The sequence below is a fragment of the Elusimicrobium minutum Pei191 genome, from assembly GCF_000020145.1.
GTDB lineage: Bacteria > Elusimicrobiota > Elusimicrobia > Elusimicrobiales > Elusimicrobiaceae > Elusimicrobium > Elusimicrobium minutum.
On the sequence record NC_010644.1, the window covers coordinates 839,448 to 856,889 of the forward strand.

13 protein-coding genes are annotated in these 17,442 nt (G+C 39.8%); 10 read left to right on the top strand and 3 right to left on the bottom strand.

Annotation, left to right across the window (positions count from 1 at the left end; translation table 11 throughout):
- Positions 1–10 precede the first annotated feature (10 nt).
- From EMIN_RS03930 to EMIN_RS03965, 8 genes are all read left to right on the top strand, one after another.
- The gene (locus tag EMIN_RS03930) at positions 11–373 is read left to right on the top strand and encodes a 6-pyruvoyl trahydropterin synthase family protein (RefSeq protein WP_012414931.1); all 363 of its coding nucleotides are present in this window, start codon (positions 11–13) and stop codon (positions 371–373) included.
- The gene (folK, locus tag EMIN_RS03935; protein WP_012414932.1) at positions 366–857 is read left to right on the top strand and encodes a 2-amino-4-hydroxy-6-hydroxymethyldihydropteridine diphosphokinase; all 492 of its coding nucleotides are present in this window, start codon (positions 366–368) and stop codon (positions 855–857) included. The genes EMIN_RS03930 and folK overlap by 8 nt, the downstream gene beginning before the upstream one ends.
- A 61-nt stretch (positions 858–918) precedes the next feature.
- Positions 919–1,488 (top strand): OmpA family protein, encoded by a 570-nt coding sequence (locus tag EMIN_RS08230; protein ID WP_012414933.1) that lies wholly within the window; start codon positions 919–921, stop codon positions 1,486–1,488.
- A gap of 82 nt (positions 1,489–1,570) precedes the next feature.
- A complete protein-coding gene (locus EMIN_RS03945; protein ID WP_012414934.1) occupies positions 1,571–2,725 on the top strand; it encodes a BaiN/RdsA family NAD(P)/FAD-dependent oxidoreductase in 1,155 nt (384 codons plus the stop codon).
- 41 nt (positions 2,726–2,766) lie between these two features.
- Positions 2,767–3,279 carry a type IV pilin protein gene (locus EMIN_RS09620; RefSeq protein ID WP_012414935.1) on the top strand — a complete coding sequence of 171 codons (513 nt, stop codon included), beginning with the start codon at positions 2,767–2,769 and terminating at the stop codon, positions 3,277–3,279.
- Between the two features lie 51 nt (positions 3,280–3,330).
- Positions 3,331–3,918, top strand: a complete 588-nt coding sequence (locus EMIN_RS03955) for an ATP-dependent Clp protease proteolytic subunit (RefSeq protein ID WP_012414936.1) — start codon at positions 3,331–3,333, stop codon at positions 3,916–3,918.
- 406 nt (positions 3,919–4,324) lie between these two features.
- Entirely contained in the window at positions 4,325–6,118 is a 1,794-nt protein-coding gene (locus EMIN_RS03960; protein WP_012414937.1) for a hypothetical protein, read from the top strand.
- A 271-nt stretch (positions 6,119–6,389) separates the two neighbouring features.
- Positions 6,390–8,279, top strand: coding sequence for a hypothetical protein (locus EMIN_RS03965; RefSeq protein WP_012414938.1), 1,890 nt, complete (start codon positions 6,390–6,392; stop codon positions 8,277–8,279).
- Positions 8,280–8,341: 62 nt separating this feature from the next.
- Here EMIN_RS03965 and guaA read toward each other — a convergent pair whose 3' ends face one another.
- Both guaA and glnA read right to left on the bottom strand, forming a co-directional pair.
- Positions 8,342–9,874: a glutamine-hydrolyzing GMP synthase gene (guaA, locus tag EMIN_RS03970; RefSeq protein WP_012414939.1), complete on the bottom strand. Its 1,533-nt coding sequence runs from the start codon at positions 9,872–9,874 to the stop codon at positions 8,342–8,344.
- Positions 9,875–9,947: 73 nt separating this feature from the next.
- Positions 9,948–11,300, bottom strand: coding sequence for a type I glutamate--ammonia ligase (glnA, locus tag EMIN_RS03975; protein WP_012414940.1), 1,353 nt, complete (start codon positions 11,298–11,300; stop codon positions 9,948–9,950).
- 347 nt (positions 11,301–11,647) lie between these two features.
- On the opposite strand from glnA, the gene EMIN_RS03980 reads away from it, so the two are divergent.
- A complete protein-coding gene (locus EMIN_RS03980; RefSeq protein WP_012414941.1) occupies positions 11,648–13,054 on the top strand; it encodes a zinc metalloprotease in 1,407 nt (468 codons plus the stop codon).
- Between the two features lie 86 nt (positions 13,055–13,140).
- Here the strand turns inward: EMIN_RS03980 and adhE are convergent, their stop codons facing one another.
- On the bottom strand, positions 13,141–15,804 hold the full coding sequence (adhE, locus tag EMIN_RS03985) for a bifunctional acetaldehyde-CoA/alcohol dehydrogenase (RefSeq protein WP_012414942.1): 2,664 nt from the start codon (positions 15,802–15,804) through the stop codon (positions 13,141–13,143).
- 127 nt (positions 15,805–15,931) lie between these two features.
- On the opposite strand from adhE, the gene EMIN_RS03990 reads away from it, so the two are divergent.
- On the top strand, positions 15,932–17,440 hold the full coding sequence (locus tag EMIN_RS03990) for a DEAD/DEAH box helicase (RefSeq protein ID WP_012414943.1): 1,509 nt from the start codon (positions 15,932–15,934) through the stop codon (positions 17,438–17,440).
- Positions 17,441–17,442 lie beyond the last annotated feature (2 nt).

Below are 17,442 nucleotides of genomic sequence, written 5' to 3' on the forward strand. Positions count from 1 at the left end.
GGATGTTTTTATGGAAAAGCATAAGGTTTATCTTATTAAAAAAAGCTCTTTTACCGCGGCACATTCTCATGAAGGAATGCTTAATGAAGCCCAGCATACACATACCTTCCATTACGAGATAAAACTTTGCGGATTTACTAACAATGAGGGTTTTCTTACGGATTTTCGTATAGTGGAAGAGGATATGAATACTCTTATTAATAAAGAATTAAAAGATAAAAACTTAAATATTTTTTTAAAAGATCCTACTACCGAAAAACTTGCTGTATGGATTTTCCGCCGTTTAAAGGATTCTTATGGAAAAATGCTTCATTGCGTAACTGTTTATGAAACACCCCAATCCGCCGTTATTTATGAAGGGGAAGATGAGTAAAGTTATTATAGCCCTAGGCTCTAATAAGGGCGACAGGCTTAGAAATCTGCAAGCTGCGGCAGGTTTAATAAAAAGCGTCGGGAAAATAGAAAAAACGTCCTCTGTTTATGAATCCGAACCGTGGGGATACGCCGGGCAAAAAAACTTTTATAATATGGCGCTTAGCCTGTTTACCGGTTTACAGCCTTTAACACTTTTATCCAAATTAAAAGAATTTGAAACCTCTTTAGGCCGCAAGCCCACCTTTAAAAACGGCCCCAGGGAAATAGACTTAGATATTATATTCTATGGCAGCAAAGTTATAAATCTGCCGGAGTTAACCGTTCCGCATCCTTTAATGCAGGACAGAAACTTTGTCCTTTTCCCACTTTACGAAATAGCGCCAAAAGCGAAACATCCTTTGCTGGAAATTAGCATAGAAGAGTTAAAAAGCAAAGTTCCCCTGTCAGGAATAACCAAAACATCTTTTAAAATCAACTGGTAATTTTAAACCAGGTTTGATAGAATGGTTTTGCAAGTATTTAACTTAAGGAGCAAGAATAAAAATGAAAAAGATATTAGCAATTATGTTAGTTATGATGTTCGCCGCAACATTCGCGGCGGCACAAAAATGCGGGACATGCCATCCTTTCAGGAATGTTAAACCCTGCCCTAAAGTAGTTAAAATTGAAAAAAAGGTTGTTATAGTTAAACACCAAGCTAAACCGGAACCTAAAAATTTATCCGAAGAAGTATCAGGTTACGCCAGCGTAAGACAAGCCGGAACAAAACAGGTTGTCACTTTCACAACCCCTATCTTATTTGAAACTAACAGCGACAAGCTTAAAACAGAATCTTATGATCCTTTAAAGAAAGTCGCCGTGGTTCTTAAAGCCCGCCCCAACATGCAAACCGAAGTTAAAGGTTATACTGATTCTCTAGGCGATCCGGCTTACAACGTTGTTCTTTCCGAAAAAAGAGCTAACTCCGTAAGAAACGTACTCGTTGAAAACGGAGTAAACGAAGCTAACGTTACGGCTAAAGGTTACGGAGCGGCGGATCCTATTGCGGACAACAAAACAAAAGAAGGCCGCGCGAAAAACCGCAGAGTCGAACTCGATATCACAAACAAATAGTTTTAATTATAAAAAAACAGCCGCCGAAATATGGCGGCTGTTTTTTTATATAGAGATTTACCAAATAAAGTAAAATAAAAATATGAATATATATAAAACGGTGATTATAGGCGCGGGAGCTTCCGGCCTTATGGCGGGAAGGCTGCTTGGGGAAAATACTTTAATAATAGACCATAATCCAAACGCGGGTAAAAAACTTTTAATAACAGGCGGAGGGAATTGTAATTTTTCAAACAAATCCGTTTCTTTTAAAGATTACCGCTCACAAAACATACATTTTTGCAAAAGCGCTTTGGCGGGGTTTAAACCTTCTGATTTCACGGCTTTATTAGACAAACACCGCATCGCCTGGGAAGAAAGGGAAAAAGGCGAATATTTTGGTTTTAACGCAAAAGATATTGTTGATATGCTTACTCTTGAATGCAAAAACACAGGGGCTGAATTTTTATTTAACATAAAAGCGTTTGATATTGAAAAAACCGAAAATTATTTTATTATAAAAACATCTTCAAAAGACTTGCACGCTAAAAACGTTATTATAGCTACGGGCGGGCTTCCCATGCCTAAAATAGGGGCGTCTTCTTTCGCTTTTGACGCTGCTAAAAAATTTGGGCTTAATGTTGTTGAGCCATACCCCGCGCTATGCCCGTTTTTATGGAGGGAAAAGGAACTTAAAAAATTTGGCACTTTAACAGGGCTTTCCTGCAAGGCCGCCTTAACCTGCGGGAAAGTAAAGATTATTGACGACCTTCTTTTTACCCATTACGGCGTAAGCGGGCCGGCCGCTTTGCAAATGTCTTTATGGACGCAGGGTGAAGAGGAAATAAAAATAAATTTCTTGCCGTTAATAAATTTAAAAGAGTTAATAACTCTGGCACGGCAGACAAATAAAACTTTTTTGCAGTTTTTTCAAGATTATCTGCCCCAACGCATGTTAAAAACATTGCTTGAGGGTTTTGATATACAGGCCGCTAACGCGACAAAGCAAACCATATCGGATTTAGAAAATATTTTAACCTCTTACACCTTTGTTCCTCAAAAAAACAACTCTTATTTAAAGGCGGAAATAAGCGGCGGAGGGGTTGACACTAAGGAACTGTCTTCATCTTCCATGCAGTCTGTTAAAATACAGGGGCTTTACTTTACGGGGGAATGTATTGACGTTTCCGGCCGGTTGGGGGGGTATAACCTGCACTGGGCATGGGCAAGCGCGGCCGCGGCGGCAAAAAATAGTTAAAAAGTAGTTTTTGTTATAATATATACAGAAGGGGGAATATTATGAAAAAAGGGTTCACTTTAATTGAACTGCTAGTAGTTGTTCTTATAATAGGAATACTTGCGGCCATTGCTTTGCCGCAATACAATTTAGCCGTGGAAAAAGCCAGGGTTACGGAAGCTTTAGTTTTGGGTAAAGCCATCAAAGACGCGCAGGACAGATATTATTTAGCAGAAGGGAAATACGCCACGGCATTTGATATGCTTGATATTGATTTACCCGCTAAAAACATTATAAGCGCAAACGAAATTGTGGTTAACAAACTACAATTGAGAATGGATGGCAAATCACATATTTTTATAAGAGAAGCGGGTAAAAATTCTTACGACGGCAAGTATTGGATTGACGTAAGATATACAAATGCGGAAGATTTTGAAAACATTTTTAACGCCTCCCACCGCGGCGTAATCACCTGTTCTACTAGAATGGGCGCGGGCAGTTTTGGCGACAAATTATGCAAATCAATGGGCGGGAAATTATTTAACACAAGCGACGGAATAAGGTACATATTGTAAAGTTAAAAAAGTTATAATATAAACAAATATTTTTTACCGGAGAAAACGGACATGATAATACCCACAATTATTGAAAAAAACGTAGGTTATGATATTTTTTCAAGGCTTCTTAAAGACAGAATTATATTTGTAGGCGGCCGCGAAGGTGAGGTTGATACCGCCAGCGCCACAATGATTATAGCCCAGCTGCTGTATTTGGACGCTGAAGATTCTGAAAGGGAAATAAATTTATACATCAATTCACCCGGAGGGCTTGTAACGGCGGGTCTTGCCATTTATGATACTATGCAGTTCATTAAAGCGCCTATAACAACAATATGCATGGGCCAGGCAATGAGTTTCGGCGCAGTTCTTTTAGCGGCGGGTTCTAAAGGCAAAAGATACGCTTTGCCTCATGCCAGAATTATGATTCACCAGCCTTTAATATGGGGCGGCGGCATAAGCGGCCAAGTTACCGATATTGAAATTGAGTCAAACGAACTCCGTAAAAACAAAGAACACCTGCTTGATATTTTAGCCCATCACACCGGCCAGGATAAAGAAAAAATCAGGCAAGACAGCGAACGTAATTATTATATGTCCGCCCAAGAAGCAAAAGCGTACGGCCTTATCGACGAAGTTTTAGACTTAAAAAAATAAGTTTTTATATATAAAAAGCGTAGCGGAATATTCGCTACGCTTTTTTAATTGCTGTTTAACCGCATATGAACTTTAATTATTAAAAGTTTTGCCAACACGGCAAGTTACAATTTTAATAAAAAATTCGCGTTTTATTTTATATTTATATATGTAATATACTGCAATTTTGCGGTCTTCATTAAAAAAACGGGACCTGCCGTTAGGAGGCCCTGTCTTTTTTAAAAGAAAATAAATTCTGCGTGGTTTAATAAAATTACAACGAACTACCTAAAATAATTATTTTTAATATACAAAATGGATAAAAAAAAATTTATTTTTTTTAAAAACCCTTGTTTTTTTAATATATAATTGTTATATTTATAAACAATATGTATAAATGACTTTATAATAAAGGATATTCATAAATATGAAGAAAAAATATTTAGCAGGGTTATCAATAATTTGTCTTTTATCGGGCAACATTTGGGCGGCGGAATCCATGGAAATGGTTACCTATTATCCCACACCTTACGCTGCTTACTCCAATGTTCAGGTTAACGACACTAAAGTTAACCCTTCTAACGCTTCAGGCGCTAAAGTTAAACTTAAAACAGCCGATATAGGCGTTTTAAAAGTTAATGAAAATTTAACTTCGGATATTAAAAAAGTACAGGCCCAGGCTACAAAAACAGGTAAAAGCACCGCAGCAACGGGTACATTGCAAGTTGAAGGCGAATACCTTAAAATAGCTTCGGGCGGTATACCGCAGGCGCAGGCTGTAAATATAACAAACTCAGCCACGGGCAATGCTTACGCGGCAAATACAATTATGTTAGGCACGGGAACGGGGGCAAAAGTATTTCCTTACGCTAAGGCTGCTGTACCGGGCGCTTCCAACATGGTATGGAGGAGTATTACTTATTATATTGACCCTTCGGACCCTTCAAAAGGCAAGGACACCAAAACATTTTTAGTTATTGACCAGGGCGCGCCACAAAACGCATGTGAAGATAAATATGAATCGCATAGTAACGCACTATGGTCAAGCTATATGCCTGATAAACAAAGCTATTCCTTTGACCAGGCTAAAGCGCAAATAGCAGCAATGGATACCTGCCCCGATAAAAACCCTAATACCGCATATAAATGCGACGGGACCTTTGAAGGAACTTGTTATGACATAAGGCACCGCATACCCGGTAACGGCTGGGATCCGCAAAATATCTATGGTTCCTGGCAGGAAATACTAATTTGGAATGACACATGTCCCGGTAAAAATATTGAACAAGAATTTAACTGTGAGAACAACGCTACCAAATCATATTACATGTGTAACGATGTGACGCAATCTCATTATGTAAATCCTTACACGGGAAAAATTTGTGAATATAATGATGGAACCTGCACTGCTGTTAAAAAAGTACGTACTGTCGTATGCAACGAATTTGTTATTGATTATGAAAGAACAACCGTAACTTGTTGCGGTTCGGCTTCATGTTCCGCCCCTCAGGTGGATGTAAGCGGAGTATGCAAAACACCGTGCCCGACGCTTTGTCCGATAGGGCAGATAAAAACTTTATCTAAATATACTGAAGACGGCGAATGCTGCAAAGCGGACCCGTGCGGCGACGGCTTTGTACAATGCCCCGCAACATACTCTTTTGATAAAGCAACCGGCAAATGCAACCCGTGTATATCTGTTCCTGGCGGTTTACAATGCAGAGAATGTTTTGATCCCTCCAATTGCCAGGACCTGTGTTACAACGTTAAAACGGGGGGATTGACAGATTTATCAAAATGTATGGAATGTAATTCAGCCGTAACAACGTGCGACCCTTGTAAGAACAACCCTTCTTCTACAGAGTGTTCCTGCGTTAACGGAAATTTCAAAGCTTGCGGTTGTTTAACTTTTGGTTCTGATTCAGCGGAATGTAAGTATGGGGGCGTTATACCCTATGACAGCCCATACTACAGTGTTCCTACGCAGGATTGGATGCGCTATATTATTAACCAACAAAAAGCTAGACTTACCTGTAAAGAGTATTGCAGTATGGATGGCGGATATACGCTTAACTGCCCATGCGGAACAAGAGGAGGATACTATAAATTTACAACAAATCCGGAATCAGGTACAGATGTCAGGCTTCAAGGAGTCTTAACATGCTGCAAATCTGACCCTTTTCCTATTGGAGGCGGGTTGGGCTGCGCCTCAGGCTATTAAATTAAATATATGGGAATATTTTCCCGGCAATTTAAAAACCTCCGCAAATATTATTTGCGGAGGTTTTTAAATTATTCTCTTCAGTTATTACCACAGTGTTTTTTAACGTTTAAATTAAATACTTTTATATATTAATTTATTGACTTATAGCCTATAAATATTATAAAAATTAATATATACATTTTAATATTATCTTTTTAATATTAATATAGCAATAAAGTCTTTTATAAGAATTAATACTTACAAACTCTGTAAAATAGGACAATAATATATGAAAAATACCTTTGTTGTACTTGTATCGGCAGTGTTATTTTTGAGCGGCAACATTTGGGCGGCGGAATCCATGGAAATGGTTACCTATTATCCCACGCCTTACGCGTCTTATTCCAATGTTCAGGTTAACGACACTAAAGTCAATCCTGCGGATGCCGCAGGCGCTAAAGTTAAACTTAAAACAGCCGATATAGGCGTTTTAAAAGTTAATGAAAATTTAACTTCGGATATTAAAAAAGTACAGGCCCAGGCTACAAAAACAGGTAAAAGCACCGCAGCAACGGGTACATTGCAAGTTGAAGGCGAATACCTTAAAATAGCTTCGGGCGGTATACCGCAGGCGCAGGCTGTAAATATAACAAACTCAGCCACGGGCAATGCTTACGCGGCAAATACAATTATGTTAGGCACGGGAACGGGGGCAAAAGTATTTCCTTACGCTAAGGCTGCTGTACCGGGCGCTTCCAACATGGTATGGAGGAGTATTACTTATTATATTGACCCTTCGGACCCTTCAAAAGGCAAGGACACCAAAACATTTTTAGCTATTGACCAGGGGGATGTCGCACCTGCTACATGTGCTTTTAATAATTACGGCCCGGAAGAATTCCAACTTACAGCTATTTATGTACCAAACGGTTTAGATACCTGCGACAGCAATAGTAAAGAAAAATTTGTCTGCGGCGCAGAAAAGAAAACATGTGTAGACTATTTTTCGAGATTAAGTGATGATTTTCAACAGCAGGACAATTTATACGGCAACTATGGAATAGGCGGTTATGATACATGCAACGGAGACAGCTTAAACAGATATACCTGCACTACTGAAGACTTTAAAAACAATAGAAGCTGCAGCGACTTTCATACCCCCATTGTACCTCCTATGGAGTACAAAACGGATCAACAATGCAGCGGCAGCTATTTTGTTGGTAACCAGTGCTGTTGGACAAATTCAAGCAAAACCGAGGTTACTACCTGCGGATATTCGGCAAGTTGGACTGTTGAATCTAGCAATCTGTCAGATATGGAAAAGATAGCTATTTGTAATAACTCAAGAGGTGTAACATGCTTTATACCTGCGGAGTGGCATGGTTGCAATAACTCAGGCGGAAACTTTAGCGGAAAAAAAGTTCCGGGTTATGTTCTTGACTGCTCAAAAGTGCCGGAAGTGCAATTAACAGCTGTTGATTGCAGAGGAAATTTTTATTATAAAAGAGAGGTTGAATGCTGTGCCGACGCAATAAGATGTATAGGCAACCAGGTTAATATAAACGGCGTATGCAAAACACCGTGTGGTAATTGTCTTAGCGGATACAAAAGGACAAGCGCCCAATACCAAGAAGACGGCGCGTGCTGTGAAAAAATCAAATACTATAATGTTAGGTTAAACACTTTTTCCACTAACGGACGCTGTGGAATAACGGTTAGCGGCAGCCGTTACGCCACCATATATACAGACGAATCAAAAGTTTTAGAATACTACGCGCAAAAAGATGAATGTTTTGATTTCCAAATTAACGGCGCAAACTGTTATGCCAGCTACATTTCAGTATCGCCTCCAAGCAGCGGCAGCAATATTTCATACGGCCCGCAAAACAATGGCGCGTATTCCGGCTGGGGAAGGGCTTGTGTAGAGAATGCTGACGTTGATATTAATGTTACCATGACAAATATTTCAGGCGGAACGGGAAGCAGCTATAGATGGAGGCAGATTAGCCGCGCTTCTGCAGGCGGATCTTGCATGGAATACAGCAGCTGCTATGGCATGGGCGGGCAGTTGTCTTACAATAACATAGAAGGCGCGTATTGTTCCAGCTACGGCAGTATGTGTTATGCCAATGACTGCAGTTCTGGCAGGCAGGATCAGGTAACGTTCCAGTGTAACTAAAATTAACAGGGGAGTTTTATTTTAAAATATTAAAGCCCCGCTTTTCAGCGGGGCTTTTTAAATTATTCCCATTCAATTGTTGACGGCGGTTTTGAGGTTATATCGTAAACTACTTTGTTTATACCTCTTACCTCGCTTATAATTCTGCCGGATATTTTTTGAAGAACGTCATAAGGCAGTTTGGTCCAATCGGCCGTCATGCCGTCAACGCTGTTAACGCAGCGCACGCAGGCGGCTTTTTCATAAGTTCTTTCATCACCCATAACGCCCACGGTTTTAATGGGAAGCAAAACGGCAAAAGCCTGCCAGGATTTTTTATCCCACCCGCTTTTATAAAGTTCTTCACGCACAATAAAATCGGCCGCGCGTAAAGTGTCCAAATCCGGTTTATTAACAGCGCCTAATATTCTTACGGCAAGGCCTGGGCCCGGGAAAGGGTGAATATCAACAATTTCGCTTCCTAAACCAAGTTCGCGCCCCAATGCCCTTACTTCATCTTTAAATAAAAATCTAAGCGGTTCTACCAGCTTTAAATTCATTTTCTCAGGCAGGCCGCCTACGTTATGATGGCTTTTAATAACGTCCGAAGGGCCTTTTACGGACATTGATTCAATAACATCGGGGTAAAGCGTACCTTGCGCCAGGAATTGCGCGTCTTTAAATTTTTTGGCTTCTTTTTCAAAAACTTCAATAAAAAGAGCACCTATAATTTTTCTTTTCTTTTCAGGGTCGGTAACGCCGGCGAGTTTGGTTAAAAAAAGTTTTTCCGCGTCTACTATTTTTAGATTAACTTTGAGTTTTTTAGCCAGACCTTCGGTTCTTTCCCTGTCGCCCGTTCTTAAAAGGCCAGTGTCAACATAAATGCAGTACAAATTTTTTCCTATGGCTTTAGCAAGTAAAGCCGCCACAACGCTCGAATCAACCCCGCCAGACAAACCGCATATAACATGCCCTTTGCCTATTTGTTTTTTCATGGCGGCAATGGACGCTGTCATTATGGAAGCGGGAGTCCATTTTTCTTTATAACCGCATATTACACGGGCAAAGTTCTTAAGTATTTTAGAACCGTGCGCAGTGTGCACCACTTCGGGGTGGAACTGCACGGCGTATCGTTTGTTTTTATCATCTTCCGCCGCGCTGAAGGGGGACGTTGACGTTGTTGCCGTTACTTTAAAATTTTTAGGCATGGCGTGAACGCCGTCCCCATGGCTCATCCATGCGGTAAATTTTTTAGGCATGCCTTTTAAGAGTTTAGAAGTAGAGGCTTTAATTTTAACTTCGGCAAAACCGTATTCTCTTTTTTTGCAAGCGGTTACTTTACCGCCGCCGTTAACCGCCAAAAGCTGCATACCGTAACAAATACCTAAAACAGGTTTATCTATGGAAAATATTTTCGGGTCCGGTTTAGGTGCGCCCGCGCCGTAAACGCTGCTTGGCCCTCCGGAAAGAATAACACCCGCAGGATCAAGCGCAATAATATCTTCATATTTTGTATTGAAGGGCAAAATTTCACAATAAATCTGCTCTTCCCTTAAACGTCTGGCTATTAACTGGGTGTATTGGCTTCCAAAATCTAAAATTAATATTTGTTTCACTTTTAACCTCTTGATAAGGAAGCGTAGATTTTAAAAAATCTACGCTTCTGTTTTTTAATATATTATCTTTTTATTATAATAACGGCAAATACTTCTCAATCTCGTAATCCGTTATACGCAGCCTGTACTGGTCCCACTCTACTTTTTTATTAGCTATAAACTTTTCAAAAGTATGTTCGCCAAGCGCGCGTTTGGTAACATCGCTTGCTTTTAAAGCGTCAACCGCGTGGAAAAGATACCCCGGAAGATTATCAATCTTATGACATTTCCTTTCTTCTTTGGTCATTTTGAAAATATTATCCTCAACAGGATCACAAAGCTTTAATTTCCTTTTAATGCCGTCAAGCCCCGCCGCCAGCATTACTGAAAAAGCAAGGTAAGGGTTGCAGGCCGGATCAGGAAAACGGCACTCAATGCGCGTTGCGTTAGGTTTGCCCGTTTTTACCTGCGGTATTCTTATTAAAGTGCTTCTGTTTTTACGGCCCCAGGCGATATAAACAGGCGCTTCATAACCGGGAACCAGACGTTTGTAGGAGTTAACCCACTGGTTTGTTATGGCCACAATACCTTTAACATTTTCCATAACACCGGCTATATAATGTTTGGCGGTGGGGGAAAGATAGTATTCGTCCTTAGCGTCAAAAAAGGTGTTTTTGCCGTCTTTAAATAAAGACTGGTGAACGTGCATGCCGCTGCCGTTTTGGCCTTGCATGGGTTTGGGCATAAAAGTAGCGTAGCACCCGTGCTGCTCAGCCATCATTTTAACCACGGCTTTATAGGTAATAACGTTATCAGCCATTTTTAAGGCTTCGTCATACCTTAAATCTATTTCATGCTGGGAGGGGGCAACCTCATGGTGGGCGTATTCAACGCGTATGCCGAGTTTTTCAAGCATTATCATGGTTTTGCGTCTTAAAGAATGGGATTCGTCTATCGGTATGCTGTCATAATAACCGCCTTTGTCTAAAGGCTCAATATTTTTGTCGTCTTTAAAATAAAAGAACTCAAGTTCGGGCCCTACCATAAACTGGTCAAAACCGGCTTTTTTCATTTCGGCAAGGTTTTTCTTTAATATATAGCGGGTATCGCCTTCAAATTGTTTACCGTCGGGTCTTTTGATATCGCAAAAAAGGCGCGCCACGGGCATTCCCATAAGCTCCTCAGGCAAAATTGTAAAGGTATCCAAATCAGGTAAAGCCACAAGGTCCGACTCATATATTCTGGCAAACCCTTCAATGGAAGATCCGTCCAACCCCATACCTTCCGTTAAGGCGTATTCAAACTCACGGTGCGATATCGCGAGTGATTTCAAATTACCTAAAATATCAACAAACCATATTTTGATAAACTGAATATTATTTTCCTGCGCTGTTTTTAGTATTTCCTGTATTTTTTTAAGCTCGGCAGCTGTTCTTACTATTGGCATACTTGATGCTCTCCTTTTTGTTTCATATAAATAATTACTTATAAAAAAACTCCCTGCCGTTTGGGGGCAGGGAGTCCTTTTTAAATTTTCTTGGGGGCAAAGGTGCCGGGAGCCGTCATCATAAAAATTGGGTCCGTGTAAACATATAAAATAACCTTTGCGCTCTTTTTCATATACAGATATTTTACAAAAAAATTAAAAACCGTTAAGAAAAAAAAAGTCCTATGTTTTTACGCAAAATTTTTTACATATATTTAGCCGCGCAAAGGATTTATGGGCAAAAGTCCTAATTCTGTCTGGGTCTTTTGGCCCTTTTAATTTAAAATAAAATCACATAAAATATTGATATGAAAAGATTTTCCGCGTTTTTTTTACTTGCATTATCGGCGGTTTTTTCTTACGGGGCCAGTCCTTACGGAACTTATGAAACTCTTTCCCGTCCGGAAAAAGACGTGTTTTTGTTTGATAAAATAACGGACCCGAACATAAATGAAATAACCTATTGTATAGCGCAGCCTGAGGGCAAATCCGGCATCTCTGACAAAAACCTTGATCTACATATAAAAGCGGCATTTAAAGAATGGACTTACGGCATGGCTTTACGCATAAAAAAAGAGGGCCGCCAAGAAGAATTTAAAGACCTTATAAAAATATTAGAAAGAAAGATTGAATTTAAAAGAATTTATAATTGTGATTTAAGTAATAATCCTAAATTTGTACAGTATTTCCCAACCCATAAACACGGTCAAACAGCTGATATAAACTTTATTGAAGCGCCTAAATATTGCCAAGCTATACATGGAAGCTCAGTGACCACGGCTTTTTTTTCTATGCAGCCAAACGTGCCCCCTTATATCTGTATAGCAAAAAACATAATCGATGTTATACTCTACGCCGAGGAAAACCGTGATATCCCCACAATAATAACTAGCGAGGAAAAAGAACTTGTTAAACAAATACCTTTTTTAATGCAAAAAATAGCATATGGGAAATACACGCCGCGCGAGCAGGATTTAATATGGAAGCTTAATAAAAGTTTTTTCTATGATGACGATCCAACTTACTTTTCAATCATAACGCATGAACTGGGCCACGCTTTCGCTTTAACAGACCAATATACTTCCCGCGGGGAAGACGTGCTGTACTCCTCGTCAAAAACGGGGCAGGGGCTTATGATGAGAGGTTATGAAAGCATTTCCTGCGATGAGGTTGACGGCATTATTGCTAAATTTTATAAAGGCAAAAACAAAACGTTCACCCGCTTTTGCGATGAAAATATAAAAATAAAAAACGGTGTTGAGGTTACCCAAAAAGATACTCCCGTAAAGTTGTTTGTTGGAAAAAATTCCAAACATATTTCTATATTAACGCCCACTTCACCGGAAAATTTAACATATAAAGAAGAGCGCCTTATTGACAATAAACCCTTAAATGATGAAATACGCGAAACATTAAAAACGCTTAACATTGACTATTCAAAAACATCTCCCGATACTTTGATTACCATTTACGCCAAGGGTTTAATGAAAGCGGGCAATTTACCCTCGGGAACTTGGCAGGTAAACGTTAATTTAGAGGGGAAGCTTACTTTAGTTGAGGTTAACTATAATGAAGATGGAACCATTAATTCTGTTAAACAAAAACCCCTTTCTTCTGATACTATGGCTAAAAAAATAGCTGATTTTAAAAATATTGATACTTCTAAAATAGAAAAAATAATAGATGAAACAAACCCCCTATTCCGCCAGAGATAAATTAAATTAACCTTCCCCAAACTTACATTGAGAAATTTTTACACTGTTGATAAAAAAGCCCTGCTTGCAAGCAGGGCTTTTATTGTTTAATTTTTTTTGTGTTTTATAGGCTTACCGTAATAGGCTTTTAAGTAAAGATCTTTAATTTCGCTTACCAAAGGATAACGCGGATTGCCGCTTGTGCACTGGTCGTCAAACGCCTCTTCGGAAAGCGCGTCAAGGTTAGCTAAAAATTCCGCTTCAGGTATGCCGCTTTCCTGTAAAGAAACGGGAACTCCTAAATCTTTATTAAGTTTTTGTATAGCTTCAATAAGACGCATTACTTTTTTATCTGTATCATCCCCGCAGCCTTCCGTAATGCCCAGAAAATCAGCTATTTTGGCATAACGCCCTTTAACAAACGGGTATTTATATTGCGGCATTAAACCTTGTTTTACAGGGTTGTCAGTTGCATTATAATCAATAACATAGGGCAAAAGTATGGCGTTGGCTAAACCGTGCGCCGTATGATACATACCGCCTATTTTATGCGCCATGGAATGACATATACCCAAAAACGCGTTAGCAAAAGCCATACCGGCTATTGTGGCGGCATAATGCATTTTCTCACGCGCTATAGGCGCTTTAGCTCCTTCATTATAAGACTGACGTAAATATTTAAACACAAGCCTTAAAGCTTCCAAAGCGTGTCCGTCCGTAAAATTGTTGGCAAAAACAGAGGTATAAGACTCAACAGCGTGGGTAACAACATCCATACCGGAAAAAGCGGTCAGGCTTTTAGGCATTGTCATAACATATTCCGGGTCAATAATAGCCATTTTAGGCGTTAACTCATAATCGGCTATAGGATATTTTATACCTGAAGCGTCGTCCGTAATAACGGTAAAAGGCGTTACTTCAGAACCTGTACCCGAAGTGGTCGGTATAGCAACCATTGTCGCTTTAATACCCAATTTTGGAAAAGCCGTAATACGTTTTCTGATATCCATAAATCTTAAAGCTATATCTTCAAACTTAACTTCCGGGTGTTCATACATAAGCCAAATTATTTTTGCCGCATCCATAGGGGACCCGCCGCCAAAACCTATTAAAATATCCGGCTGAAAAAGGTTAACAAGCTCTAACGCCTCACGCACGTTGGAAAGATCCGGGTCGGGTTTAACGTCGCTGAAAATACGCACCTGTATACCCGCTTCCGCCAAAACTTTAGCTACATTTTTAACCGTGCCAAGCTGTTCCATGGTTTTATCCGTTATTATAAAAGCGCGCTTACGGCCTTTAAGTTCTTCTAAAGCCAGGGTTGTCGCTCCTGCCTTGAAATAAATTTTTTCCGGCACTCTGAACCAAAGCATATTTTCGCGTCTTTCCGCTACTGATTTTATGTTCATAAGATGTTTAACTCCTATATTTTCACTTACCGAGTTGCCACCCCATGAGCCGCAGCCCAATGTGAGCGAGGGGACAAGCTTAAAATTGTACACATCGCCTATAGCCCCCTGTGAAGAAGGCATATTAATAAGGATGCGGCCTGTTGTAAGTTTTTCGCCGAAAATAGAGATATGTTCCGTATTTACTTCATCGGTATAAAGAACCGAGGTATGCCCCGCTCCGCCGAATTCTATTAATTTTTGCGCAAGCTCAACGCCCGAATAAAAATCTTTAACCGTGTAAAAAGCGAGCACGGGCGAAAGTTTTTCATAAGCGAAAGGCTCGTCACAATTTACGTCTTTGGCCTCGGCGATTAATATTTTTGTTTTTGGGTCAACCGTAAAACCCGCCAACTCGGCTATTTTATGAGCGCTTTGCCCTACTATTTTAGAATTAAGATGATAGTCTTGCACTATAGTTTTGGCAAGTTTTTCACGGTCTTTACCTGTAACAAAGTGGCAGCCTCTTTTAACAAATTCTTTTTTGACCTCTTCGGCTATGGACTTTTCAACAATAACGCTTTGTTCGCTGGCGCAAATCATGCCGTTATCAAAGGTTTTACTCATAATAACGGAACTTACCGCCATTTTAATATCGGCTGTTGAATCTATGACTACAGGGGTGTTGCCGGCACCCACGCCGATAGCGGGCTTGCCTGAACTGTATGCGGCTTTAACCATGCCCGGACCACCTGTGGCAAGTATTAAGTTTACCTTGTCATGCTTCATAAGGTATTCGCTCGCTTTGGTTGAGGATGCTTCAATCCAGCCGATAATATTTTTAGGCGCGCCCGCGGCGACAGCGGCTTCAAGTACTATTTTAGCCGCCGCTATTGTGCATTTTTTAGCTCTGGGATGCGGGGAAAAAACTATTCCGTTACGGGTTTTTAAAGCTAAAAGAGATTTAAAAATAGCTGTCGACGTAGGGTTCGTGGTGGGAATAATACCCGCAATTACGCCTATAGGTTCGGCCACTCTTGCGAAACCGAAGGCCTGGTCCCTCTCAAGTACGCCGCAGGTTTGTTCATTTTTATATGTATTATAAATATATTCCGAAGCGAATTGGTTTTTTATAACCTTATCTTCCATAACGCCCATACCCGTTTCTTCAACTGCCATTTTAGAAAGGAAAATACGTTTTGAAGCCGCCGCGGCCGCCGCCGCGCGGAAGATTTTATCAACCTGTTCTTGCGTATACTGGGCATATTGTTTTTGAGCGTCCTTTACAGAAGTAAGAACATGTTCTATATGTGCTTGCTCTTTAGCTATGTCAGCTTCGGTAAAAACCGGTTTTGTTCCTTTTTTTATCTCTTTATTTGTCATATAACCCCCGTGTAAATTCTTTGCCTTTAACTCTAAATACAATCTTATAATATTAATGATACCTTAAATACCTTTATAAATATATAGTAATTAAAAATGCTAAAATATATATGAGATTTAAAATTAAATGAAAAATAATAACTTCCAAGACTTTAGCCTTTCAGAAATAACCCTAAAAACCATTGAAAACATGGGTTTTACAACGCCTACTCCGGTTCAGGCTCAAACAATACCTTTAGCTATAGAAGGCCACGATGTTTTAGCTTCCGCCCAAACGGGTAGCGGCAAAACATGCGCTTTCGGTATTCCCGTTATAGAACATTTGGTGCAAAATAAAAGCAACAACGCCTTAATTGTAACCCCTACCCGCGAACTGGGCGAGCAGGTGCATAAAGTTTTTACCATGCTTACCAAAAACTACCCCCAGCTGACATCAGCCTTTATAGTGGGGGGAAAGTCAATTACCCAACAGTCAAGAGCCTTAAAAAAACGCCCCCGCTGTATTATTGGCACCCCGGGCAGACTTAATGATATGATAAACAGGGGTGAGCTTGATTTATCCAAAACAAAAGTAGCCGTTTGGGACGAAATGGACAGAATGCTTGATATAGGCTTTATAAATCAAATAGAATCCATTATGGCTAAACTACCCGTTAAAAGGCAAATGATGATGTTTTCAGCCACTTACCCCAAACGCGTTATAAAAATAGCTGAAAAATATTTGGTCGCTCCTAAAAGAATATCAGTCGACCCTGAAAATTCCGTCGCGGTAAACGTTGAAGAAGAAATTATTTCCGTTATAAGAGATAATAAATTTGAAACCCTTGTTAGCCTGCTCCGCGCAAAAGGGGGAAGCACTTTAATTTTTGCCCGTACGCAAACTTCCGTTGAATGGCTTGACAAACATCTTACAAAAGAAAGTTTTAAAGCAAATTCCATACACGGCGGATACAGGCAGGGCAAACGCAATTTGGCGATAAAAGATTTCAGGGAAGAAAAGTTTGACATACTTGTTGCCACCGACGTCGCCGCCAGAGGGCTTGATATACCGCATATACAGTTAGTTATTAATTACGACTTGCCTTTAAGAGCGGAAGATTATATACATCGCATAGGCCGCACCGCCAGGGCTGGCGCAAAAGGGCTTGCCATTTCCTTTGTTACGCCTAATGACAAACATTTGTGGAATGATATTCAAAAGTTTTTAAAAGGGCAGGATGTTGTCCAGCGTCCCATAGGCAGAGCGCATAAAGAACAAAAACAAAATTTTGCCTCTAAAAAACGTGAAAATAAAAAGAGCCAAAACCAAAAAAAAGATTTTAAAAAGAAAAAAGTTAACGCCGAGCCTAAAAAAGAGCCGCTTACTTTTGCCGAAAAAAGAAGGGAAGCCAGAATTAAAACAAAGATTGAAAATAAAAACCAAAAAATTACTTCTAAAGAAAAGCCAGCCTCAGTTCCTTATGAAAACAGGCAAAACAATAAAAAGTTTAACCAAAAAAATAAAAACTCGCGGCATGACAGAACCGAAAGTAAATTTAGCGATAAATTTAAACGTAACGCTAAAAAAATAGGTTTTAAAAAAGCAACAGCTTTGCATAAAAAGTTCAATAACAAAAATAAACGAAACAGAAGATAAAT

What these genes read in the sequence shown, in the direction of transcription:
- EMIN_RS03930 (WP_012414931.1), top strand. Translation starts at nt 11, where the DNA reads ATGGAAAAGCATAAGGTTTATCTTATTAAAAAAAGCTCTTTTACCGCG.
- folK (WP_012414932.1), top strand. Translation starts at nt 366, where the DNA reads ATGAGTAAAGTTATTATAGCCCTAGGCTCTAATAAGGGCGACAGGCTT.
- EMIN_RS08230 (WP_012414933.1), top strand. Translation starts at nt 919, where the DNA reads ATGAAAAAGATATTAGCAATTATGTTAGTTATGATGTTCGCCGCAACA.
- EMIN_RS03945 (WP_012414934.1), top strand. Translation starts at nt 1,571, where the DNA reads ATGAATATATATAAAACGGTGATTATAGGCGCGGGAGCTTCCGGCCTT.
- EMIN_RS09620 (WP_012414935.1), top strand. Translation starts at nt 2,767, where the DNA reads ATGAAAAAAGGGTTCACTTTAATTGAACTGCTAGTAGTTGTTCTTATA.
- EMIN_RS03955 (WP_012414936.1), top strand. Translation starts at nt 3,331, where the DNA reads ATGATAATACCCACAATTATTGAAAAAAACGTAGGTTATGATATTTTT.
- EMIN_RS03960 (WP_012414937.1), top strand. Translation starts at nt 4,325, where the DNA reads ATGAAGAAAAAATATTTAGCAGGGTTATCAATAATTTGTCTTTTATCG.
- EMIN_RS03965 (WP_012414938.1), top strand. Translation starts at nt 6,390, where the DNA reads ATGAAAAATACCTTTGTTGTACTTGTATCGGCAGTGTTATTTTTGAGC.
- glnA (WP_012414940.1), bottom strand. Translation starts at nt 11,300, where the DNA reads ATGCCAATAGTAAGAACAGCTGCCGAGCTTAAAAAAATACAGGAAATA.
- EMIN_RS03980 (WP_012414941.1), top strand. Translation starts at nt 11,648, where the DNA reads ATGAAAAGATTTTCCGCGTTTTTTTTACTTGCATTATCGGCGGTTTTT.
- adhE (WP_012414942.1), bottom strand. Translation starts at nt 15,804, where the DNA reads ATGACAAATAAAGAGATAAAAAAAGGAACAAAACCGGTTTTTACCGAA.
- EMIN_RS03990 (WP_012414943.1), top strand. Translation starts at nt 15,932, where the DNA reads ATGAAAAATAATAACTTCCAAGACTTTAGCCTTTCAGAAATAACCCTA.